Origin of the sequence: Maridesulfovibrio sp. (genome assembly GCF_963676065.1) — a bacterium.
Classification (GTDB): Bacteria; Desulfobacterota; Desulfovibrionia; order Desulfovibrionales; family Desulfovibrionaceae; genus Maridesulfovibrio.
Window position 1 is genome coordinate 916,963 of sequence record NZ_OY780933.1, and the last position, 19,648, is coordinate 936,610.

Here is a 19,648-nt window from a genome sequence, read left to right on the forward strand (position 1 = left end):
GAAAAATCCCGGAATATTGTTAAATATTCCGGGATTAATTTTATATAAGATGCAGTTTTTTAAGTTTACCAGATATTTTTTTTAGTTTGTGTTGTTTCGGAAAAGAGTCTGGTGAAGTCGTCAAAAGCGGTCAGGGCTGCCGCTGCTCCCTGCCCGGTGGCGGTAATGATCTGGCGAACGCCTCCGGTTACGTCTCCGGCGGCATAGACCCGCTCCAAGCTTGTGCGCTGGCTGGGATCAACCTTGATGAAACCGTCTTCGCGCAGTTCAACTCCCATTTTTTCAGCAAGCTCGGTATTGGCGGTATGGCCGATGGCTACAAAGACGACATCGGTATCCTTGATGAATTCCGTTCCGTCCTTTTTAAGAATCCGTGCTGATTCCAGCTGCTTTTCACCGATGACTTCCGTGACCTGAGCATCCCAGATGATTTCAATCCCTTCCCGCTCAACGGAATCCTGAAGTACTTTTTCAGCCCGGAATTTATCCCGGCGGTGGACGATTGTGGTTTCGACGCCCAGATGTTTCAGGTGCAAGGCATCGGTCAGCGCTGTGTTACCGCCTCCGACGACAATAGCCTTGCCGCCTTTGTAGAAGTTACCGTCACAGGTGGCGCAGTAACTGACTCCGTGTCCGTAAAATTTGTCTTCCCCCGGAACGTTGAGCATGCGTACGTTGACTCCGGTAGCAAGCATGACTCCTTTTGCCAGGTATTTTTTTTCAGTGGTAACAATTTCGATGCGCGGGCCGTATTTGATATCCGTGACTTCGGCAAATTGTTTGATATCGGTGTATTCACGGGCATGGGAACCCAGTATTTCCACAAGTTCAAAGCCCTGAATGTGACTGAAGCCGGGGTAATTTTCTACTTTAGGGGTCAGGGCTACCTGTCCGCCGACCCCCTGCTTTTCGAGGATAATACAGCTCAGTCCGCTGCGTTTAGCGTAAATACCGGCACTCATACCGGCAGGGCCGCCGCCGATAATAATCAGATCCACTTCTTCATACTCGTCTTCAGCATCTTTAGCTTCGGTTGAAGTGCTCTGCTCCTCTAAAATTTCTTCCAGAGGCTTCATAAAAAGCAACTGCATCATGAACTTTTCTTCAGGTTCAAGTCCGGTGAAGGTTACCGCATCGTTGATATCAGTATGAGGTACAGATCCAACGTTGTATTCGCGGGCCATGTTTTCGTTATCGAGAGTGGAAATAGTCCACGCTGAAATTTTGTCCGGTCTGGCAACAGCAGCCTTGAAAGCATTGATGGCCTGCCCCGGACAGTACGGACAGGTAGGGCTGGCAAAAATTTTGATCAGCCTGTCTTCCTCCAGCGGCTCAAGCATTTCTTTTGTGGCGTCGGATATGCCTTCAAGACCTTTGGAGGCAAGATTGATCGCTTCTACAAGGGCTCGCCCTTCTTCTCCCGCAGGTGCTCCGAGAAAACGGATATTGTATTCCTCCGGTGAAATGAGCACGGTGGGTGTGGCGACAATCTCGCGCTTTTTCCCCATTTCACTGTCCATTGCGTATTCCCGCAGCTGAATTTTATCGCTGAGCACGTTGAAAGCACGACATATATTAAGTGTGAATTCGTTATATTCGCGATGCTTACCGTCAGCAGTGTATACTTCGATAGTTACATCCCGTTTAAAATCTGCAAATATTTTTTCAAGATATTTGCGACTCTCTTCAGGTATAAAATTGCGGTATTTTTCTTCAGCGCTAAGTGTGCTCATTTCAAGGCTCCTTGTCGGCAATAATATTAATGCATTACCAATATGACTTATTTTATAGTTTGGGAAAAGGATTTTTAATAAAACTGCCAAGCCAGTTATCAGTAACGATTACTAAATACAAGTATAAACCGGATTAATCATAGTTAAGTTCAAAATAGTGGCCAGAAGTAAAATAAGTGTTGTCAGGGGTGATACCTATTTGTGCGTAAAGCGGTTTGAGGCAGGACTTGTGTCCCCAGAGTTCGCCTGAATATTTTTGCGGTACGATTAGTTTCCGCGGACTTCCCCCTAGAAGTGCCAAGCGGGAGCGGAGAAATAAAAACAGAGCCTTGGAGCGGATTTTCTGTCCCAGTGCCGGGTGGACCGGACCGGCTATAACGCTTTCCTCAAAACCTTCTTCATGAGCCACCCCGATGCGGATAACATGTATTTTGTTATGCCAAAGGCGGAGCACTGCCGGGGCAAGCTCTTCTTCTGTGCGGTTCAAGGACCAGGGTTTGTACTTTCCGGCAAGGTATAGTTTTTCAAGGCCGGTTCCTTTGACTGTCAGGCAGGGATAAATACGAACAGCTCCGGGATTCAGCGCGATGGTTCTGATTATGTCCCGTCGAAAGTCTCCGCTCTTGTCCCCGGGCAACCCGGGCAGAAGCTGAATCCCGAGTTCAATGCCGCATTCGTGTATTGCGTGGCAGGCGTCTTCGGCGGTTTCCGGGGAGTAGTTGCGGGCTGAGCGGCGCAGTACTTCTGCGGAAAAGCTTTGAATTCCCAATTCTATCATGTCCAGCCCGGCTGAGCGCAAAACGTTGATCTGTGCGGGATCAATACAGTCCGGCCGGGTGGAACAGCGTACTTTGGTTAAGAAATCCTTTTTTTTAAATTCAGCAGCCAGCTTGATGAAACGTTCCTGCCATTCAAAAGGAAGAGCGGTAAAAGTGCCTCCGAAAAAAGCAAGTTCTAGGGGCGCACGGTCTTTTTCTGCAAAAAATGTAGGAATCTCGCGCTCAATAGTTTGATATATTTCGCTTAATGTCTTAGTATCTGTCCCAGTCTGCCTATGTTGAGAGCAATAAATACATTTTGAAGGGCAGCCCATAAAAGGCATGAAAACCGGCCAGATACGTGTTTTGGAATGTTCCGGTTCAGGGTGTTTGAAAATCGTAGTGCGCATTTTTTTTGGTGGCTTTGCTGAAAAATATGACAAATCATGCCTTTGTTTAATAAATTAGCTTGATTAAAAAAACGTGGTCGGTTATTTGTCTAAATATAACTGTCTCTTGAATTCTTCAGGACGGTTTAAGACTATTTGTCGCAACATGCAACTTAAGCAGTAATATTATGAGTAATCAGGATTGTATTTTCTGTAAGATTGTGGCCGGGGAAATCCCCTGCTTTAAAATTTATGAAACAGATAAGATACTCAGCTTTCTAGATATCGGGCCGGTCAACAAAGGACATGCCCTTGTTATTCCGAAGCAGCATTGTGAGAATCTTTGGGATCTGCCCGCCGAACTGGGTCAGGATCTTCTCATCGCAGCTCAGCAGGCCGGGGATGCCATTGTAAAGGCAACCGGGGCCGACGGGCTGAACCTGATTATGAATAATAATGAAGCGGCAGGGCAGCTTGTTTTTCATAGCCACTTCCACCTCATCCCCAGATTTAAGGATGACGGGTTTACCCACTGGGGCCAGAGTGAATATGAAACTATGGATGAGGCTTCGGCCCTTGCCCAAAAGATAGAAAAGATGATAATGGAATAAATTAATAGTAATTTATTCTCATACGATAACGCCTTTTACCTGTATCACCGTGCGCAGAATTTTCAATCTGCTGCGGATAACACTAAACCCGCCGCCCCTGTCCTCTCAGGGCCGGGGACAACGGAGGAAAGGAAATGGCTACCGGAAATACCCTTACTAAAGCCAGCGTTGTTGACTACATCTACGAAAAGACCGACCGGAACAGAGCTGAGATCAAGGAACTGGTTGAATCCATCCTCGACCTTATGAAACAGGCAGTGAAAAGAGATCACGCCATGTTGATCAGCGGTTTCGGTAAATTTGAAGCTTACGACAAAAATGCTCGTAAGGGTCGTAATCCCCAGACCAATGAAGCGATTACCCTGCCTGCACGAAAGGTTGTAGTCTTCAGGCTTTCGCGCAAGTTCAGGTCTGAACTGAACGGATAGGTTCGGGAGCGCTGTTGCGCTCTTGTTTCATCCCGGTTTGATATAGTGCAATTCAACAAGGGTGCTGGATAAATTCAGCCCCTGTTGGATTCTTGTGTTTAACTTATTGAACGCGTGAGTTCATTTTTGGGTCAGCGGATGTAATGCAAACAAAAAACCGCCGTATCATATGATACGGCGGTTTTTTTATTTCATATATTTTCCTGACTATTCAGTCACGAGGATTACGTGTCCAAATTCGTCTTCAAGGGAAGCCATGGCATCTTCGGCTGTCGGTATGTTTAAAAAATACCCGGCTTGCACACGTACAAATTTCTGTCCGTTTACGTCCACTTCTACCATGCGTGACTGCTCATAACCGCTGTTGCGCAGGCCTTCGAGCACACTCTGGGCGCGTTCATGATCAGTAAATGCACCGACCTGAATGTAGTAGTGAGCCTGGGAAGTAGCTTTCTCGGTTAATATAATTTCTTCCACTTCAGGTGCGGCCTGAACGGTTTCTTCCACAACAGCTTCTTCGTCCGGTGCTGCTGTCTCAGCTACTATTTCAGTTGCCTTAACGGGCTCAACGTTGACGTCATCAATGGCCCGCAATTCAACCGGAGTCAGGCCCTTGTTGACAATTCCGAGTTTGGACGCCGCTGCATAGGAAAGATCGATAATGCGTAGATCAGGGTCGGCAAAGGGGCCGCGGTCATTGACCCTGACGATAACTTTACGTCCGCTGCTGCGGTCTGTGACTTCAAGCATGGTCCCCATGGGCAGAGTACGGTGGGCGGCGGTCATGGCGTACATGTTGTATGTTTCGCCGTTGGCAGTCGTTTTGCCGTTAAAATCGTCTCCATACCATGAAGCCAGCCCTTGAGCTTTGTACCCTTTGGAGCTGAGATGCGGAACATAGGTTCTTCCATGTACATTGTAAGGATCTGTCTTCAAGATCGGCTTAACCGTAGTCGGGGAATCCTGTTTTTTTATTTTGTGCTGCGAAAGCGGGGGAGTGGAATAAACCCTTTTTTTGGCACACCCTGCGGAAAAAAGAAGCAACAGGCAGCTAAGCAAAATTACATATCTGGACATTTGAGCCTCCGTCGTACGAAATATATGTTGATAATCGAAGTCTAACCAGCGCGAACGGTTATCTTTCCATAGTGTTTGAATGATTTAAAGTCCAGTTTAATGAATTATAATCAGCTAAACCAGGTAATAAGTTTTCGGTTTTATGCATCAGGGTGGGCATGCATATCGAAAGGCAGGATTATTTACGGGAAAGTGCCAGCGCCAGAGCGGTGGTCAGTTTTACCAGTTCGTTATTGTTACGGCGTATAGTAGAGGCCATTCTTTTGCTGATGGTCATTAGCAGTTTGCTTCCGGTCTCAGGGTGCGATTCAATAAATTCGAAAAATTTCATGCGGTCAGTAACCAGAAATTCGGAATCCTCCACCACTGTAACTGTTGCCGATCGCTGATCACGGTCAATAAGGGCTATTTCACCGAAAATGGGGTAGTTGCTTCCTTCCAGATTCGCAAGAACCTTGCAGGTGTTTTTTATTTCACTGAGCGGCATTGACATACCTTTCATGAGCATGGCTTTGGTTATGCGCACCCTGCCATCCACGAGGATAAACATTTCATCCGCTTCTTCGCCTTCGGAGATAATGTCCGTGCCTGAACGAACCGCTATACTGGCAAATATGGGTTTGACTTGCTGCAGTTCTTCCTCTTCAAGATTTTGAAAAAGGGGTATGGATTTCCAGTGATCAACCATGTTCGGCTTCTCCCGGTGCGCTTATTACCAGCAGGGCATCGTATTCTTCCATGGATTCACTGTCCGGGGGATTCATCCGTACCTTCGGGCCCTGCATGCCCAGTGATGTGTCCTGACCGGAACTCTTGAAGAGTTCCATAATGAACTGGTCCAGTGCCGAGCCCTCATCCAGCACATCCTGCAAGGTCAGATTTTTGCCCATTTTACAGGCAGCCACCGGCAGGTCTCCGCAGTTGTCCCTGATTTTGTAACTCAGCTCTCCCCAGCTCAACTGCCGTTCCTCATTACTACAGAGGCGGAAAGCGAGCCTGCCTGATTCTTCTATGCCGATCAGATTGCGGAAAAACGACCACATGGAAGGGCTGGCACCCATCATGCCCATCATGCGTCCTGAAATTTCTCCGCGCACAAGGATTTCATTGGCCCCGGCCCGGAGCAGGTGTTCCTTATTTTCATATCGGGCTATTTCCGCGTAGACCGGAACCTTGGGAGCCAGTGTACGCAGCGCCAATACAGCGTAAATGGCCTGCTGATCAGAGTCTTTACTATCCATTCCGTCCTGGCAGAGCACATAGACATTGCGGGCTACAGCCGGATTTGCTCTTGAAATGACATTGGCCTGACTGATATTGCCGTGAACAAAATTAAGCTGTTCACCCATATCCAGTCTGAAGGCGATTTCATCGCGCAACTCGCCCTGCAGATGGCTTACGATTACCAGTTGCAGTTTACGGGGATGGGTCTGTTTGCTGAGCGATTCAATAAGTCCGAAGGCATAGTCATTCCAGCCCAGTATTATTATGTGGTCGCTGAATTTCACTGATAACAGCCCCTTGCGTTTTTTAGCTTTTTGCTCAACCAGCATGGAGGCCATTGTACCTGTAAGCGAGGTAACCAGCCCGATGCCTGAAATCATGACCAGTCCGCCGAGAATTCGTCCCGGTAGGGTGGTGGGAACCATATCGCCGTATCCCACGGTGGTCAGGGTTACAACAGCCCACCATAATGCATGGGAAATCCTTGCTTCTTCACCGTCGCGCAGTTCTATCCAGTAGAAAGCCAGCGTGCTTAAGACGAGAAGCAGGGCTGTGGCAATAACAAGTTTGCCGAATCCCGAGCGCAGCCAGTTAATAATTTTCATTTATTAACTATAACCTTTTATCACGGACTGGTTCAAGGGAAAGAAAAAAGAAAGCCCTGTTTCCACATCAGTGAAAACAGGGCTTTTAAAGCTAAATTTACTTGTATTTCTACAGGTAACCGAGAGCTGCTTTCATTTCCCCGGGAACTACAGCATTCTCAGCGGGCTCGAGAGCTTTCCATGAAGCACCGGCCTGTTTGCGGACATCCTTAACTTCGTCAAGGGTGAAGCCAGCGCGAGGGACTTCGAGAGACTGTCCAGGATAAATGAGGTCAGGGTTTTTGATCTGGTCCCTGTTTGCTTTGTAAATAAGGGGCCACATGAAAGGATCGTTGTAAATCTGCTGATATTCAGCGATCCACCAGAGGCATTCACCTTTGGTAACTACGTGAGAAGTGGGCAGTGTTTTGTACTCACTTTCGTAAATTTCCATGGGAGTTGGAGGAACAACTTCTTCGGCGGGTTCATCCTCAACAACTACAACTTCAGTTTCTTCGACAACCACTACGTCATCCTGTTGGACCTGCTTTTTGGCACAGCCACATGTAAGCATCAGGCTGATTGCGATTGCGAGCCAGATCAGTTTCTTCATTTTTCAAGGCCTCCTGCGATTATTTAGAATTTGTTCGCTTGCTTAGTCATACTTTAACTGTTTTTGTCCAATTATCAACAATTTCTTTTTCTTGCAACACCCTGTTGTTGTTTGGGTTTAATTTAAAGGCCTGCTCAATGGCTTCAACGGCCTTTTTCATCCATCCTCCAAGGCGCAGACTTCGGGAGGCAAGAACGTAAAGCATTTCCGGCTGCTCACCATAGATAGTATCGATAAGATTCTCATATTCTTCACGAAAAACTTCAACAACAAGATGATTCTGAGAGAAAAGCAAGCGCCCCAGCAGAGCATTGTCGTTGTGACTTTTCAGGTAAATCGGGAAAAGTTTGCGGCATCTGGCGATAATGAATCTTATACGGCTTATTTCACGTTCCATACTTTCTTCAGTCTGCTCGACAACCTGTACAAAGTCCTGGCCGATAATTGATTCCGGCAGTGCTGTATCCTTTCCGCGCAAGTTTGAAAATAAGGGGGCGTAATTAAGATTCTGGTAGGAATCTTCACGCAGTTTGAATGCCTCATGGAAAATATATCCCATGCCCCAATCCAGAAAGCGTCCGGAAAGCGGATCGCCTATTTCGTTACGAAACAGCAGATGCGCGGTATCCTTCAAGCGCCAGAGCAGGCCCTTGTTCATCTTGGTCCCGATAAGATCGTCGAGAGCTTCAAAACTTACGCTGCGTTCACGGTCAAATGTTTCAAACTGCTCTTCCAGTGCATTACCGGCAAGACAGAAATCCCTGAAGGTGTCACGGACAAATTCAGGCATTTTGGTCATTATCCATGAATTGGACATTTAAATTTCCTATCTGGTTTATTTTTTACATTCAGCAAGGCTGGCCAGTTTTGAAAGTTCCGCCAGCCTGTCATCCGCTTTGCGGTATAGGGTTCCCTCGGGAAATTTGCCGGTCTTACTGCGTTCTCCTGCCTCCACTCCTGTTAGGATATAGATGGCTTCTTCGATAGTTTTAACCGGGTAAATATGGAATTCACCGTTTTCCACCGCTCGAACTACTTCGCTTCTGAGCATAAGGTTTACCACATTATCCGCCGGAATGAGAACACCCTGTTTCCCATTAAAACCACGGCGGCGGCAGACCTCGAAAAAACCCTCGATTTTGCGGCTGACCGCGCCGACGGCCATAATCGTTCCGGACTGACTGACCGCGCCGGTAAATGCATAATCAAACTTGATGGGTACGCCGGAAATCCCGGAGAGCAAAGCAGCCAGTTCCGCTCCTGAGGCGGAATCGCCTTCTATGCCGGCGTAGCTCTGTTCAAAACAGAGGCTGCCGGTCAGCACGATAGGTTTATCCTGCGCGAAAAGCCCTACAAGATAATTTTTGATGATCATCATCCCCTTGGTGTGAATGGGGCCGCCCATGCGCGCTTCGCGTTCCAGATCGAGAATCCCGCCGTGCCCTACACCGATGGTGCAGGAAATCTGATGTGGCAGGCCGAATTCGTAATTACCGAACAGAGTGACTGAAAGGCCGTTGGCTCGCCCTATTCCTTCCCCGGAAGTTTCAACCTTGATGACTTCACGGTCATATTCGTTCATGTATTCATCTTCATAAAGGTTGGAGCGGAAATCCTTCATGGAAATGGCCTCTTCAAGGGCGGGCAGATCAACCATTTCCTTTCCGTCAAGCTTAGCCAGAGCGGAGGCTTCGACCATGATTTCCTTCAAAAGCGGGATGCGAAGGGACAGTTTTTTTTGATCTTCAGCCAATCGGCTGGAGAAATCCACAATTCTTGCCAGGCATTCACGATTAAAGTGTGCCAGCTCGGAATCATGAATAATTTTTCCCATAACGCGGACGAAACGCTCAACATTTTCCGGATTGCGCTCCGCGCTAAGCTGCATGTGGGCTTTGAGTTTGAAATATTTTCCGAATCTTTCATCATTATAGAGAAGAAGTTCGTAAGTGTCCTCGGAGCCGATAAGTATGACAGTCAGGTCAAGCGGGATAGGTTCCGGTTCTATGGTTTTAGTACGGACCTGATCACCGTCACCGGGGTCTTCAATTTTTGACTGGCCGGTTCGAAGGGCTCGCAGCAGGCCTTCCCACGAGGAAGGAGTTGTCAGGATATCATCGGCGTAGACAATGAGATAACCGTGGTTTGCCTTATGGATTGCTCCGGCCCGGATAAGAGTGAAATCAGTGTACAGAGCGCCCAGTTCAGATTCTCTTTCAATGGAACCCAGCAGGTTGAAAAGAGTCGGGTGATCAGCCATGACCACCGGGGCTCCTTTTGTCTTGCTGTTATCAACAAGCAGGTTAACCTCAAATCGGGAGAAAAGATCCTCCACCGGGGAGGATTCAGGAAGCTGCAGTCCGGCAATGGTCGGTGCGGCTTGTGTATCTTTAGCCATGAACAGGTCGATGTTATCGAGAAGCTCTTCTTCAAGTTCTTTAAGATAGCCGTCTATCCGATTGTATTTGCCGAAATCTTCATGCAATGGAGCGAGCTGCTCTTTAAGCAGTTCCTTGGCAGAATCCTGATGCAGTTTACGTTCATCCTTGCGGAAACCTTCTTCAGTTTTGCTGATGCGGCGCAGGATGGTGGTTACCTCTGCCAGCAGGTCGTCAGCGGCGCTGCGCAGGTTTTTGCGCACTTCGGGGTCAAGTCTTTCAAATTCGTCATCATTCAAAATCCGCCCTTCCACTAACGGAATCAGGGTCAGGCCGCCGTGGTCGTCGATTTCAAGGCTGAAGCCGCGTTCCTTGGCCAGATCTTCCATATTTGCGAAGAGATCATCTCGTTCATCCTGAAAAGTGCGTGAAATCTGCTCAAGGGCTTTTATATGAGGTTCCCTTTCAAACCATGCCGGCAGCAGCTCTTTAATCTGGGAGACTTTTTCAGACATGGCGTTTTTGAATTTTTTGCCCTGTCCAGCTGGCAGGCTGACCGAGATGGGATGATCCTGATGGGAAAAATTGTGCAGGTAAAGCTGGTCCGGCGGAGTTTCCTGCTTAGCGGCGCGCAGTTCAAAATATTCGCGGGCAAAATAGCTTCGTCCGAGATTCGGTTCACCGGACAAGTAGAGATTATGGCAGGTTCCCTTAATGGCAAGAGCCATACGGAAAGCCTGAAGCGCCCGCGGCTGAAACTGGTCGTAATCGTATTTTGATTCCGGAATTTCGGAACTGGTGCTGTATTCTATTTCTGAGGGCTCCTGTCTGGAGCAGAGCTTATCCAAGGATAATTCATTTATGGTCATATTTTAGTAATCTTCCTGTATTAAATCGGTGTCCGGTTTGATGTATAAGACTTACGTGTATATGGAAAAAAAGTCACTGGGCTGAAGAGTGCTTCTTTTAAAAATGCAATACTGATTGTGAAATTTTTTACAATTAAATACATTGTGTCATTACAGTAGATTATGAGATTTATTTTAATAAAAAAAGGTTGAATATGCGTTCAAAATGGATTTTGCAGTTGCGTGTAAGCGTATTCGGGGATATGAATTTCATGTGTTTTTTAATGCGAGGTGGGTTCCGATGCAGATCTTTGGAATATTTTTCAGTTAAATGGAGCTTATGGATAAAGAATCCGTTGACTCTTATTTGATGATTATGCTAGACGGAACTCACTTGTGAAGGTTTGCGCAAAGTCCGCTTTGCGCACCAATTCCATCCCGGATAAAATAAAGGACCGGAAACAACATGTTCTTTTTAAGAGGGAATAAAGAGGCCTTCGATCTGTTTGGCAATGCCGCAACGATCGGAACTCATCTGGTTGTCTCCACCTTTGTCGGGTTGGGTATCGGGTGGTATCTCGATAAATGGTTGGGAACGAAGCCTTGGCTTCTAATTGTTTTCTTGTGTTTCGGAATCGCTGCCGGCTTCAAGAACGTATTCGACGAAGTTCAGCGCATTCAGAAAAAGGATCAGGGGAAAGGTCCGGAAACCAATGAAAATGAATCAGAAGATTGAATCATTCCTCCACAGGCGGGGCTTCACTCATCCGGACGTACGCAGTCTGGTACGAAATCAATTGTATCTGGCTGCCGGAACATGTTTGATCGCTGCCGTAGTATCCATCGGGTTTGCCCCCTGGGCACTGGGTCTGGCAGCAGGAGCTGTTCTAGTAACGTTCAACTTCTGGTCGCTGGCCAAGTTCGGTCAGCATCTGGCTTACATGCGCAAGGGCGCGGTTGTGTCCTTGTTGATTCGCTTCTACGGTCGGCTCATTTTATCCGGGCTGGCTCTCTACGGTCTGATAGTCTGGGGGCAGTGTTCAATTTACGCTCTTCTGGCCGGTCTTAGTACGGTAGTTGTGAATGCGATATTTTGGGGCGTAGCCGGGTTTCGGCAAAAAGTGAAGGAGGCATAAGGATCATGGCTGGAGGTTTACCACATCCATTATTGATCATGACAGAGCTTAATCATGCTCTGGGAACTCACATCCCCAACCACGTGTGGTACACATGGTTCGGAATGAGTGTTCTTTTCGTATTGGGTTTCATTGTATCCAGAAGACTCAGTCTGGTTCCCGGCGGGGTGCAGAACCTTGCCGAGATCATTATCGGGGGATTAGAGGATTTTGTCGTTTCAAACGTCGGTGAGGGCGGACGTCAGGTCTTTCCTTTCATGTGTACTCTTTTTGTATACATCCTCGTTCTGAACCTTATGGGTCTTGTTCCCGGATTTGACGCTCCTACTGCGAACGTCAACACCAACGCAGCAATGGCTGTATGTACTTTTCTTTACTACAACTATATCGGTATCAAACTTCACGGTGCCGGTTACATCAAGCATTTCATGGGTCCGATTCCGGCTCTGTCTCCCTTGATGTTTATCATCGAAGTGGTTTCCCACATCTCACGTCCGCTTTCGCTTACTCTGCGTCTGTTCGGTAACATCCGTGGTGAGGAAATCGTTCTCGTACTTCTGTTCTTGCTTGCTCCTGTTGTTTCCACCCTGCCCATGTACTTCCTGTTCATGTTGGCTAAGGTTATCCAGGCTTTCATTTTCTTCATGTTGACCATGATTTATCTGAAAGGTTCTCTGGAAGAAGCTCACTAGGATTCAAGCTCTTAATTTTGGGGAAATGGTCTAACGACCTGTTAAATAAACTTATATTTGGAGGATTTTACAATGCGTAAAGCTCTGCTTATCGTTCTGAACACCATGGCTCTGGTTCTCGCTGCTGGCGCAGCATTCGCTTCCGGCGTAGCTCCTGAAGTTGCTTCCGCTACCGCTACTGCTACCGCTATCGGCATGGCTATTGCTGCTGCTGGTTGTGGTATCGGTCAGGGTCTTGGTCTGAAAGCAGCTTGTGAAGGTACTGCACGTAACCCCGAAGCTGGTGGTAAAATCACTGTTACTCTTATTCTTGGTCTGGCATTCGTAGAATCTCTGGCCATTTACGCTCTCGTTGTTAACCTGATCCTGCTCTTCGCTAACCCCCTCATCGGTTAGTTCTAAGGATTTGGAAATATTTAAAGGAGGTCTTCGGACCTCCTTTTTTTTCCGAAAATTATTGTTAATTTTTTCACATGTTTTGACGCCGGTATCGGGTTTTACAGGTGTCCGGGCTTTAATACCCTGCTTAAATTAATGTTATAGGTCCAACAGGGTAGCCGAAACTAAGGGTTTTAGTGTATATTCATTGAATAGAAAGGTTGCGTTTGAACTTACTCTCCGGTACGGGGATTGGTCGAACTTGAGAGTGAAGGTCGTGGGCCCCGGAACTCAGAAGCGTAAACTACCACCGAAACTTTTCGGGCAAGTCCATTTGTCCTGGAAAATAGGAAAATAAAGTGAAAACCCAGAATATCCCCAAAGCAACCATTAAAAGGCTTGCTGTTTACATACAGGTTTTAACAGGTCTCAAAAGAGACGGCGTGGAGGTTATTTCCTCTGAAAAGCTGGCCCGGGCCTGTTCTGTCAATCCGTCTCAGATTCGTAAGGATCTGGCATATTTCGGTGAATTCGGCGTACGTGGGGTAGGCTACTACGTGCATGAACTCATCTCATCTATCAAGCAGTCTCTCGGTGTCGACCGGGTCTGGGGTTGCGCCCTTGTCGGCGTTGGTAACCTCGGACGCGCTTTGTTGCGCCACAAGGAATTCGCTCTGCGCGGATTTTCCATCCGCGCTGCTTTTGACTGCGATCCGTATAAGATAGGTGAAGTTGTTTCAGGACTTGAAGTTGTTTGCACCCGTCAATTCAAGGCAAGGGTGGAGGAACTGGGACTTGAGATAGGAATTATCACCACTCCGCCTGAAAGGGCGCAGCGTGCAGCCAATTATCTGGTGGATGGCGGGATTAAGGGTATCGTCAATTTTGCGCAGGCAAGAATTGATGTGCCTAAGAATGTTCCGGTTGAATATGTCGACTTCACACACCACTTTTATTCCGTGGCCTTTAATATCAGTTCTATGGATTAGATTAAGATACGGTTTACGGAAAGATGAATCCCCTGTGGCAGATTGTCACAGGGGATTCATCTTTTTGTCTAATGGAGTGTATACTTTTTTTTGATATTATGTTTCTTGAGTAAAGCGTAAATTCTGGAAACCGATAAGCCTGATTTTTTTGAAGCTTCGGTCATGTTGGCCTTGCTGACAAGCATCAGTTGTTCAAGGTAGATTTTTTCAGCATTTTTTACAGCTTCATCCCGATACTCTTTGAAGGGCGGAATTTTGGTTGAATCCGGTACACGTATTTCCGGGAATGGTAGTTCTGTTTTTGATGCCTGAAGTCTACGCGGACGTCCGTTTTTGATCTCGCTTAAACTCTTTTGTCTCGGTGGAACTGAAGCCTGTGCGGCTGAGACCCGTAGTCTAAGCGGAAGATGGATGGGGAGAAATTCTCCGGCTTCCGGGTTTGATGTAAAAACCTGCTCCAGAACATTGAAAAGCTCGCGAATATTTCCCGGCCATGAATATGAATTTAGAGCATCAAGAAATTCGTTGGATATGGCAATGGGCGGAGCATTAAAGTCCGCAGCCAGTTTGTTCAGACAGTAGCGGGAAAGTCTGCGAATATCTTCTCCCCGCTGGCGCAAGGGCGGAAGATCGATAGTGAATGCCTGCAGTCTGTATAGTAGATCCTGCCGAAAACGTCCGTTTTGCACCAGCGCTTCAAGGTCCCGGTTCGTGGCAGCCACCAGCCGGAAGTCACTTTGTCGTTCCTCGTGTCCGCCGACAGGACGGTAGGTCCGCTCCTGCAGGACTCTAAGAAAGGATTTTTGCAGGGAAACCGGGAGTTCGCCTACTTCATCAAGAAAAAGCGTTCCTCCGTCAGCTTTGGCAATCAAACCCTCGTGGCTTTTATCCGCGCTGGTGAAAGCACCCCGTTCATGGCCGAAAAGTATGGATTCGACCAAATTTTCCGGGATAGACGCGCAGTCAACAATGACAAAAGGTTCATTGCGCCTTGAACTGTTATCGTGAACAGCTCGGGCAAAAAGTTCTTTACCGGTACCTGTTTCTCCTAGCAGAAGCACGCCGACATGGCTTTCAGCCGCTTTCGCGGCCTGACTCAGGCAGCGTACGATTGAATCAGAGCGGCCGACAATGTTATGATGGCCCAACTTGGGACTGGAAGACTGTTTTTCACTGCGGTACTGAAACACTCGTTTCATGTGCAGCATATACTCTTCCTGACTTGCAGGCTTGGCAATGTAATCCCATGCCCCGGAATTAATAGCCAGTTCCGCGCCTTTGGAATCTCCTTTACCGGTTATGATGATTACTTCCGGCATATTATGCAGCTGTTGCAGTTCCGGCAAGGCATCCAGACCGTTTCCATCCGGCAGGATTACATCGAGAAAAACAACATCAAAGCGTTCCTCCCGGGCAAGAGACATTCCTTCTTTCAGAGTCAGGGCTTTTTCTCCGTCATGGTTGAGCGCTTCAGCTATGGCGATAAGAAGTTCTCCGATAAAAGGATCATCATCAATAATTAAGACGTTAGCCATCTGTATTCCAGTGTTTGATATGAAGTATAATGTGAGCAGTCAAAAACGGCTAATAAATATATGAGCATACGTTTTGCAGCTAATCAACCATTTTTCTTTTTCATTGACGATTAATTAATAGTTGTATAGTTGACAAGTCAACTGTTGACTTATCAACAAAGATGAGAATTATAAATGGAAAAAAAACACATATTGTTCGGATTCATGAATGGGCATATGGGCAGATTGCACAAGGCTATTTTAGCTGAAAAGCTTAAGGCATTGGGCATCACTTATGGTCAGGTCGGTTTTTTAATGCAGACGTTACGCCATCCGGGCAGGTCTCAGGATGAGCTTTCAATGGTTCTGAGTGTTGATAAGGCCGCAACCGCGCGAGCTGTAGCAAAGCTGATCGATAACGGATTCCTTTATCGGGAAGAAAACATCAAAGATAAGCGGCAAAAACTGGTTTACCCAACGGCAAAAACCATGGATTTATCTGAGACTCTCCACGAAGTATTAATGGCATCTAATCGCGTAATGCTCTCCGGACTTACAGAAGATGAGACCGATAAGTTTATGGAATTGATGGTGAAAGTTATTGATGCCAGCCGCGAAAATCTGGGCATGTCCCGGGTTTGGGATTATTTATAGAAATTTTCGGAGATTCTTATGGATGAGACAAAGAAAAAAGCCGTCATATTCACAGTTGCTGTAACTCAGTTTACTATGCCCTTTATGTTTTCGGCTGTAGGTATAACTCTGCCTGTTATGGGCAGGGAGTTCGGTGCCAGCGGGCTAGATCTCAGTCTGGTTGAGTCTGTTTATATCGGGAGTGTGGCCGCGTTGTTGCTTCCTTTGGGCCGACTGGCCGATATGCACGGCAGGCAGCCTATGTTCAGGCTGGGAATTCTTCTTTTTTCAATTTTTACCCTGCTGATCGGTTTTGCCCATAATATTGAAACAGTAATCGGTCTGCGTATGATTCAGGGAATGGTCGGTGGTATGGGTATCGCCACCAATATGGCCCTGCTGACCAATTCAGTCCCGGCCGGGGAACGGGGAAAAGCCATGGGGCTTGCTGTTGCCGCAGTTTATTTGGGGCTTTCCGCCGGCCCGTACGTTGGCGGAGTGGTCACTTCACATTTCGGTTGGCGCTGGCTTTACTACCTGGGCATGATTCCGTTGGGAGTTTCTTATTACATTGCCCGGCGTAATTTGAATGGAAAATTCCGTGCTTCAGAAGAAAAATTTGATTATCCCGGAAGTGTAGTCATCGCCCTGTCTGTGGCGGCTATTGTTTTCGGCGGAACCAGTCTCGGTTCAGGTTGGTTCGGACCGTTGGCGCTCATATCCGGACTGGCCGGGGTTGCTCTTTTTATCTACATGCAGGATAGGTCTGATTCTCCTTTGGTAGAATTGACTCTTTTTAAGGAGCGGATTGATTTCTCAGATGCGGCACTGGTGCAGTTTATTAACTATGCCGGTACCTTCGGTATAGTCTTTCTATTCAGTCTTTATTTGCAGAGTGTAAAGGGGTTCAGTCCTCGCGATGCAGGATTGGTGCTGGTGGTTCAGCCCATTGTTCAGGCAGTCCTTTCTCCTTTTTGCGGTAGGCTGGCCGATAAAATTTCACCGCGCCTTTTGGCTTTGCTGGGCATGGCTGGCTGCACTGCCGGAACAATCATGGGCTCCATGGTCACAGCGCAGACTTCCCTGCCGTATCTTTACTGCATGTTTGTGGTACTTGGCGTGGGTTATGCCCTATTCTCTTCACCGAATATGATAATCCTGATGAGCAGTGTGCCGCCTTCCCGTTATGGTTTTGCATCGGCAATTTCAGGTGGTTTGCGTACTCTGGGTATGGTTTTCAGCATGGTCATTATCGCCATCTTCATATCCACAATCATGGGCAAGGCTCCGGTCAGTCCTGAATCAGCAGCAGAATATCTTACAGTAATGCGTTACTCATTAACCAGCCTTTCGGGTCTTTGCGGGTTCGCGGTGCTGATCTCCATACGCGCGGTGCTGAAGAAGCAAAGAGTTGCCAAGGATGGGGATAGTGTGCAATCTGCCGGGAACAGGAGGGAGGAGTAATGGCGGAAATAAATATCAGCGCAGCGGATATCTTAGGAGCGGCGGCCCGGTCCGGGCGTAAGCTTAAGGATGATCCTGCACAGGATGAAGGCTTTAAGGCTGCGGCAGATCAGGCGCGGGTGCTTGCGTATTACCTGACTCTGCTGGTCAAGTGGAATAAATCCATGAACCTCGTCGGTCCGCAAAGCTGGGAGCAGGTATTTCATTCCCTCATCATAGATAGCCTGCATCTGGCGGACTTTCTGAACTCCCTTGATCTGCCTGAAGATCCGGTTTCCCTTGATCTAGGAGCTGGGTCCGGCTTGCCCGGAATTCCCCTGCGTGCTCTTTGGCAGGCTGGGGATTATCATCTGGTTGAGGCGCGCCAAAAAAGATCCATCTTTATGCGCACTGCTTTGCGGATGATGAAACTGCCGCGTACAGATGTATTTCAGGGACGGGCAGAAAAAATTCCACAGAAGAATCTGCCCGCAGATTTGATTCTGAGCAAGGCTTTCATGCCCTGGAAAGAGCTGCTGGTTTTCGTTAAAACCATGCTCGATCCACAGGGCAGGATAGTGATTCTTTCTAATGACACTCCGCCCTCAGCTGAGGAGCTGGAAGATCTTGGGCATGTTCTGGAAAGCTCCATGAAATATAAAGCCGGTGAAAAAGTTCATTATTTCTGGAGTCTGAGGAGAATAGTCGCGGCCGAATAAGCCGTTTACCGAGTCTCTCGGTCTGTCTTATTCTTCCGTTTGTCCGGCCCCGGAAAGAGCCTCCAGCAAACCGCCTTTGAAGATAAGTTTGGTGGCTTGTTCGTCCGCTATTTCAGCTACATCCATAAGTTTTTCCAAAAACTCGAGAATTTCAAAACGTTTCTCTTCAGTACCGTTATCGAATTCAAATTTCATATCACCGGAAGTCATGTATTCTTCCAGTTTTTCAAGGTAATCCATTTTAAGCATTAATATCTCCGGGAGCGCGGGGTATCCGCAAGTTTAAACATGATGGTACGGCGAGCCGCGCAGTATGGAAGCAGCGCGGTAGAGCTGTTCCAGCAGCATGGTTCTGGCCAGTTCATGAGGCAGGGTCATTTTGCTTAGGGAAAGTTTTATGCGGGCCGCATCCTTAACTTCCTCCGCCAGTCCGAAGGGACCACCGATTACAAAGCATGGGGTAAGGTTCGGGTCCTCGGTCCAGCGCTGTAAATGTTTTGAAAGTTCTACAGAGGTCATTTCCTTGCCTTTCTCATCAAGGCAGATGAGCATATCCGAAGGTTTTATCCTGCCCATGATGGCCTTACCTTCATGCTGGATTTTGTCCTGCGGGGGGAGCTTGCCCGGTGCGTCTTTGAGAACGGTTTCCTCCAGCTTGTGAAAACGGCCCAGCTTTTTTGTGTAATGAGCGCAGGCATCGCGGAAAAAAGGTTCCTTAATTTTGCCGACCCATACGAATTTAAGTTTGCTCATGATTATATCCGTTTGAGGTTTGCGCGCAGTTTGCCGTCTTCTATGTGAATGAGCACATACTGACCTGCGGAAGCCATGCCGGGATTGAAAATTCTGGATTTGCCGATGGAATCTTCTCCGCTGGATTCATGGATATGACCGCAGATAACTATATCCGGCTGGTGTTTTTCAATGAATCCTCGAATCGACTTGCTCCCCACATGCATACCATTGCCGATGACATCAAGACTGGTATTGAAGGGCGCATCGTGAACCACAAGCAGCAGCTGATCATAATCGCCTAGTTTAGCGTGCGTTTCCTCAAGATAGCTGCACATTTCTTCTTCTGATATTTCACCGGGAGTACCGAAAGGAGTGGCAATGGAACAGCCTACGCCCATCACTTTTACTCCTTCTTGCAGTTCCCGGAATTCGCAATGCAGGTTGGCCCCTTTTTCCTTGAGAAATTCGGTCACATCTTTTCGGTCCATATTTCCCTGTTGTGCAAGGATATTCCGATTTTTACGGTAGATGGTATTCCAGACTTCTTCTACTGCTCCGGCGGGAGAGTGATTGGTAAGATCTCCGGTTACGATAACTCCGGAGGCCTCTTCAAGCTCCGGGATCAAGTCTACGAATTTCAGGCTCTGGTGGATATCACCGAAAGCGACCCATGTTTGTTTGGGGTCAGACATGTTGCCTCCGCTTATATTTGGATGAGTCGTTGAATTAATTTATTGTTGTGTGTCAGATAATTAACCGAATATCA

22 protein-coding genes are annotated in these 19,648 nt (G+C 47.5%); 10 read left to right on the top strand and 12 right to left on the bottom strand.

Features of this window, described 5'->3' with window-relative positions; all coding sequences use genetic code 11:
- Positions 1 to 65 precede the first annotated feature (65 nt).
- Both ACKU35_RS04105 and ACKU35_RS04110 read right to left on the bottom strand, forming a co-directional pair.
- Positions 66 to 1,733 (bottom strand): FAD-dependent oxidoreductase, encoded by a 1,668-nt coding sequence (locus ACKU35_RS04105; protein WP_319763409.1) that lies wholly within the window; start codon positions 1,731 to 1,733, stop codon positions 66 to 68.
- 133 nt (positions 1,734 to 1,866) lie between these two features.
- Positions 1,867 to 2,901 (bottom strand): radical SAM protein, encoded by a 1,035-nt coding sequence (locus ACKU35_RS04110; RefSeq protein WP_319763411.1) that lies wholly within the window; start codon positions 2,899 to 2,901, stop codon positions 1,867 to 1,869.
- Between the two features lie 167 nt (positions 2,902 to 3,068).
- Here ACKU35_RS04110 and ACKU35_RS04115 point away from each other — a divergent pair, with 167 nt between their 5' ends.
- Positions 3,069 to 3,491 (top strand): HIT family protein, encoded by a 423-nt coding sequence (locus ACKU35_RS04115; RefSeq protein WP_319763413.1) that lies wholly within the window; start codon positions 3,069 to 3,071, stop codon positions 3,489 to 3,491.
- Positions 3,492 to 3,625: 134 nt separating this feature from the next.
- Positions 3,626 to 3,919 carry an integration host factor subunit alpha gene (locus ACKU35_RS04120; RefSeq protein WP_319763415.1) on the top strand — a complete coding sequence of 98 codons (294 nt, stop codon included), beginning with the start codon at positions 3,626 to 3,628 and terminating at the stop codon, positions 3,917 to 3,919.
- A gap of 207 nt (positions 3,920 to 4,126) precedes the next feature.
- Here the strand turns inward: ACKU35_RS04120 and ACKU35_RS04125 are convergent, their stop codons facing one another.
- From ACKU35_RS04125 to ACKU35_RS04150, 6 genes are all read right to left on the bottom strand, one after another.
- Entirely contained in the window at positions 4,127 to 4,996 is an 870-nt protein-coding gene (locus tag ACKU35_RS04125) for a septal ring lytic transglycosylase RlpA family protein (RefSeq protein ID WP_319763416.1), read from the bottom strand.
- A 178-nt stretch (positions 4,997 to 5,174) separates the two neighbouring features.
- Positions 5,175 to 5,684, bottom strand: coding sequence for a cyclic nucleotide-binding domain-containing protein (locus tag ACKU35_RS04130; RefSeq protein ID WP_319763417.1), 510 nt, complete (start codon positions 5,682 to 5,684; stop codon positions 5,175 to 5,177).
- Positions 5,677 to 6,825 (bottom strand): ion channel, encoded by a 1,149-nt coding sequence (locus ACKU35_RS04135; protein ID WP_319763419.1) that lies wholly within the window; start codon positions 6,823 to 6,825, stop codon positions 5,677 to 5,679. Before ACKU35_RS04135 ends, ACKU35_RS04130 begins: the two co-directional genes overlap by 8 nt.
- Positions 6,826 to 6,934: 109 nt before the next feature.
- Positions 6,935 to 7,417 carry a LysM peptidoglycan-binding domain-containing protein gene (locus ACKU35_RS04140; protein WP_319763421.1) on the bottom strand — a complete coding sequence of 161 codons (483 nt, stop codon included), beginning with the start codon at positions 7,415 to 7,417 and terminating at the stop codon, positions 6,935 to 6,937.
- 46 nt (positions 7,418 to 7,463) lie between these two features.
- Complete coding sequence (locus ACKU35_RS04145; protein WP_319763423.1) at positions 7,464 to 8,234, bottom strand: hypothetical protein; 771 nt, start codon at positions 8,232 to 8,234, stop codon at positions 7,464 to 7,466.
- Positions 8,235 to 8,252: 18 nt separating this feature from the next.
- Positions 8,253 to 10,664 carry an AAA family ATPase gene (locus ACKU35_RS04150; RefSeq protein WP_319763425.1) on the bottom strand — a complete coding sequence of 804 codons (2,412 nt, stop codon included), beginning with the start codon at positions 10,662 to 10,664 and terminating at the stop codon, positions 8,253 to 8,255.
- A gap of 445 nt (positions 10,665 to 11,109) precedes the next feature.
- Between ACKU35_RS04150 and ACKU35_RS04155 the strand changes: the two genes are divergently transcribed.
- The 5 genes from ACKU35_RS04155 (at position 11,110) to ACKU35_RS04175 (ending at position 13,838) form a co-directional block, all read left to right on the top strand.
- Positions 11,110 to 11,379, top strand: coding sequence for an AtpZ/AtpI family protein (locus ACKU35_RS04155; RefSeq protein ID WP_319763426.1), 270 nt, complete (start codon positions 11,110 to 11,112; stop codon positions 11,377 to 11,379).
- Positions 11,363 to 11,779 carry an ATP synthase subunit I gene (locus ACKU35_RS04160; RefSeq protein ID WP_319763428.1) on the top strand — a complete coding sequence of 139 codons (417 nt, stop codon included), beginning with the start codon at positions 11,363 to 11,365 and terminating at the stop codon, positions 11,777 to 11,779. The genes ACKU35_RS04155 and ACKU35_RS04160 overlap by 17 nt, the downstream gene beginning before the upstream one ends.
- A 5-nt stretch (positions 11,780 to 11,784) precedes the next feature.
- On the top strand, positions 11,785 to 12,471 hold the full coding sequence (gene atpB, locus ACKU35_RS04165; RefSeq protein ID WP_319763430.1) for a F0F1 ATP synthase subunit A: 687 nt from the start codon (positions 11,785 to 11,787) through the stop codon (positions 12,469 to 12,471).
- Between the two features lie 72 nt (positions 12,472 to 12,543).
- Positions 12,544 to 12,867, top strand: a complete 324-nt coding sequence (atpE, locus tag ACKU35_RS04170; protein WP_027720687.1) for an ATP synthase F0 subunit C — start codon at positions 12,544 to 12,546, stop codon at positions 12,865 to 12,867.
- 341 nt (positions 12,868 to 13,208) lie between these two features.
- Positions 13,209 to 13,838: a redox-sensing transcriptional repressor Rex gene (locus ACKU35_RS04175; protein WP_319763434.1), complete on the top strand. Its 630-nt coding sequence runs from the start codon at positions 13,209 to 13,211 to the stop codon at positions 13,836 to 13,838.
- A 68-nt stretch (positions 13,839 to 13,906) separates the two neighbouring features.
- Here ACKU35_RS04175 and ACKU35_RS04180 read toward each other — a convergent pair whose 3' ends face one another.
- Positions 13,907 to 15,373, bottom strand: a complete 1,467-nt coding sequence (locus ACKU35_RS04180) for a sigma-54 dependent transcriptional regulator (protein WP_319763436.1) — start codon at positions 15,371 to 15,373, stop codon at positions 13,907 to 13,909.
- 174 nt (positions 15,374 to 15,547) lie between these two features.
- Between ACKU35_RS04180 and ACKU35_RS04185 the strand changes: the two genes are divergently transcribed.
- From ACKU35_RS04185 to ACKU35_RS04195, 3 genes are read left to right on the top strand one after another with little or no spacing between them, the layout of a single operon-like run.
- Positions 15,548 to 16,006 (top strand): MarR family transcriptional regulator, encoded by a 459-nt coding sequence (locus ACKU35_RS04185; RefSeq protein ID WP_319763437.1) that lies wholly within the window; start codon positions 15,548 to 15,550, stop codon positions 16,004 to 16,006.
- Positions 16,007 to 16,024: 18 nt separating this feature from the next.
- Positions 16,025 to 17,449: an MFS transporter gene (locus ACKU35_RS04190; protein ID WP_319763439.1), complete on the top strand. Its 1,425-nt coding sequence runs from the start codon at positions 16,025 to 16,027 to the stop codon at positions 17,447 to 17,449.
- Positions 17,449 to 18,147 carry an RsmG family class I SAM-dependent methyltransferase gene (locus tag ACKU35_RS04195; protein WP_319763441.1) on the top strand — a complete coding sequence of 233 codons (699 nt, stop codon included), beginning with the start codon at positions 17,449 to 17,451 and terminating at the stop codon, positions 18,145 to 18,147. Before ACKU35_RS04190 ends, ACKU35_RS04195 begins: the two co-directional genes overlap by 1 nt.
- Positions 18,148 to 18,174: 27 nt before the next feature.
- On the opposite strand, the gene ACKU35_RS04200 is transcribed toward ACKU35_RS04195, so the two are convergent.
- The 3 genes from ACKU35_RS04200 to ACKU35_RS04210 are packed head-to-tail and all read right to left on the bottom strand — an operon-like array spanning position 18,175 to position 19,574.
- Entirely contained in the window at positions 18,175 to 18,396 is a 222-nt protein-coding gene (locus ACKU35_RS04200; RefSeq protein WP_319763443.1) for a hypothetical protein, read from the bottom strand.
- Between the two features lie 33 nt (positions 18,397 to 18,429).
- On the bottom strand, positions 18,430 to 18,900 hold the full coding sequence (locus ACKU35_RS04205) for a 23S rRNA (pseudouridine(1915)-N(3))-methyltransferase RlmH (RefSeq protein WP_319763445.1): 471 nt from the start codon (positions 18,898 to 18,900) through the stop codon (positions 18,430 to 18,432).
- Positions 18,901 to 18,902: 2 nt separating this feature from the next.
- Positions 18,903 to 19,574, bottom strand: a complete 672-nt coding sequence (locus tag ACKU35_RS04210; RefSeq protein WP_319763446.1) for a metallophosphoesterase — start codon at positions 19,572 to 19,574, stop codon at positions 18,903 to 18,905.
- Positions 19,575 to 19,648 lie beyond the last annotated feature (74 nt).

Coding starts and splice junctions, on each gene's coding strand:
- ACKU35_RS04105 (WP_319763409.1), bottom strand. CDS start 1,733: ATGAGCACACTTAGCGCTGAAGAAAAATACCGCAATTTTATACCTGAA.
- ACKU35_RS04110 (WP_319763411.1), bottom strand. CDS start 2,901: ATGCGCACTACGATTTTCAAACACCCTGAACCGGAACATTCCAAAACA.
- ACKU35_RS04115 (WP_319763413.1), top strand. CDS start 3,069: ATGAGTAATCAGGATTGTATTTTCTGTAAGATTGTGGCCGGGGAAATC.
- ACKU35_RS04120 (WP_319763415.1), top strand. CDS start 3,626: ATGGCTACCGGAAATACCCTTACTAAAGCCAGCGTTGTTGACTACATC.
- ACKU35_RS04125 (WP_319763416.1), bottom strand. CDS start 4,996: ATGTCCAGATATGTAATTTTGCTTAGCTGCCTGTTGCTTCTTTTTTCC.
- ACKU35_RS04130 (WP_319763417.1), bottom strand. CDS start 5,684: ATGGTTGATCACTGGAAATCCATACCCCTTTTTCAAAATCTTGAAGAG.
- ACKU35_RS04135 (WP_319763419.1), bottom strand. CDS start 6,825: ATGAAAATTATTAACTGGCTGCGCTCGGGATTCGGCAAACTTGTTATT.
- ACKU35_RS04140 (WP_319763421.1), bottom strand. CDS start 7,417: ATGAAGAAACTGATCTGGCTCGCAATCGCAATCAGCCTGATGCTTACA.
- ACKU35_RS04145 (WP_319763423.1), bottom strand. CDS start 8,234: ATGTCCAATTCATGGATAATGACCAAAATGCCTGAATTTGTCCGTGAC.
- ACKU35_RS04150 (WP_319763425.1), bottom strand. CDS start 10,664: ATGACCATAAATGAATTATCCTTGGATAAGCTCTGCTCCAGACAGGAG.
- ACKU35_RS04155 (WP_319763426.1), top strand. CDS start 11,110: ATGTTCTTTTTAAGAGGGAATAAAGAGGCCTTCGATCTGTTTGGCAAT.
- ACKU35_RS04160 (WP_319763428.1), top strand. CDS start 11,363: ATGAATCAGAAGATTGAATCATTCCTCCACAGGCGGGGCTTCACTCAT.
- atpB (WP_319763430.1), top strand. CDS start 11,785: ATGGCTGGAGGTTTACCACATCCATTATTGATCATGACAGAGCTTAAT.
- atpE (WP_027720687.1), top strand. CDS start 12,544: ATGCGTAAAGCTCTGCTTATCGTTCTGAACACCATGGCTCTGGTTCTC.
- ACKU35_RS04180 (WP_319763436.1), bottom strand. CDS start 15,373: ATGGCTAACGTCTTAATTATTGATGATGATCCTTTTATCGGAGAACTT.
- ACKU35_RS04185 (WP_319763437.1), top strand. CDS start 15,548: ATGGAAAAAAAACACATATTGTTCGGATTCATGAATGGGCATATGGGC.
- ACKU35_RS04190 (WP_319763439.1), top strand. CDS start 16,025: ATGGATGAGACAAAGAAAAAAGCCGTCATATTCACAGTTGCTGTAACT.
- ACKU35_RS04195 (WP_319763441.1), top strand. CDS start 17,449: ATGGCGGAAATAAATATCAGCGCAGCGGATATCTTAGGAGCGGCGGCC.
- ACKU35_RS04200 (WP_319763443.1), bottom strand. CDS start 18,396: ATGCTTAAAATGGATTACCTTGAAAAACTGGAAGAATACATGACTTCC.
- ACKU35_RS04205 (WP_319763445.1), bottom strand. CDS start 18,900: ATGAGCAAACTTAAATTCGTATGGGTCGGCAAAATTAAGGAACCTTTT.
- ACKU35_RS04210 (WP_319763446.1), bottom strand. CDS start 19,574: ATGTCTGACCCCAAACAAACATGGGTCGCTTTCGGTGATATCCACCAG.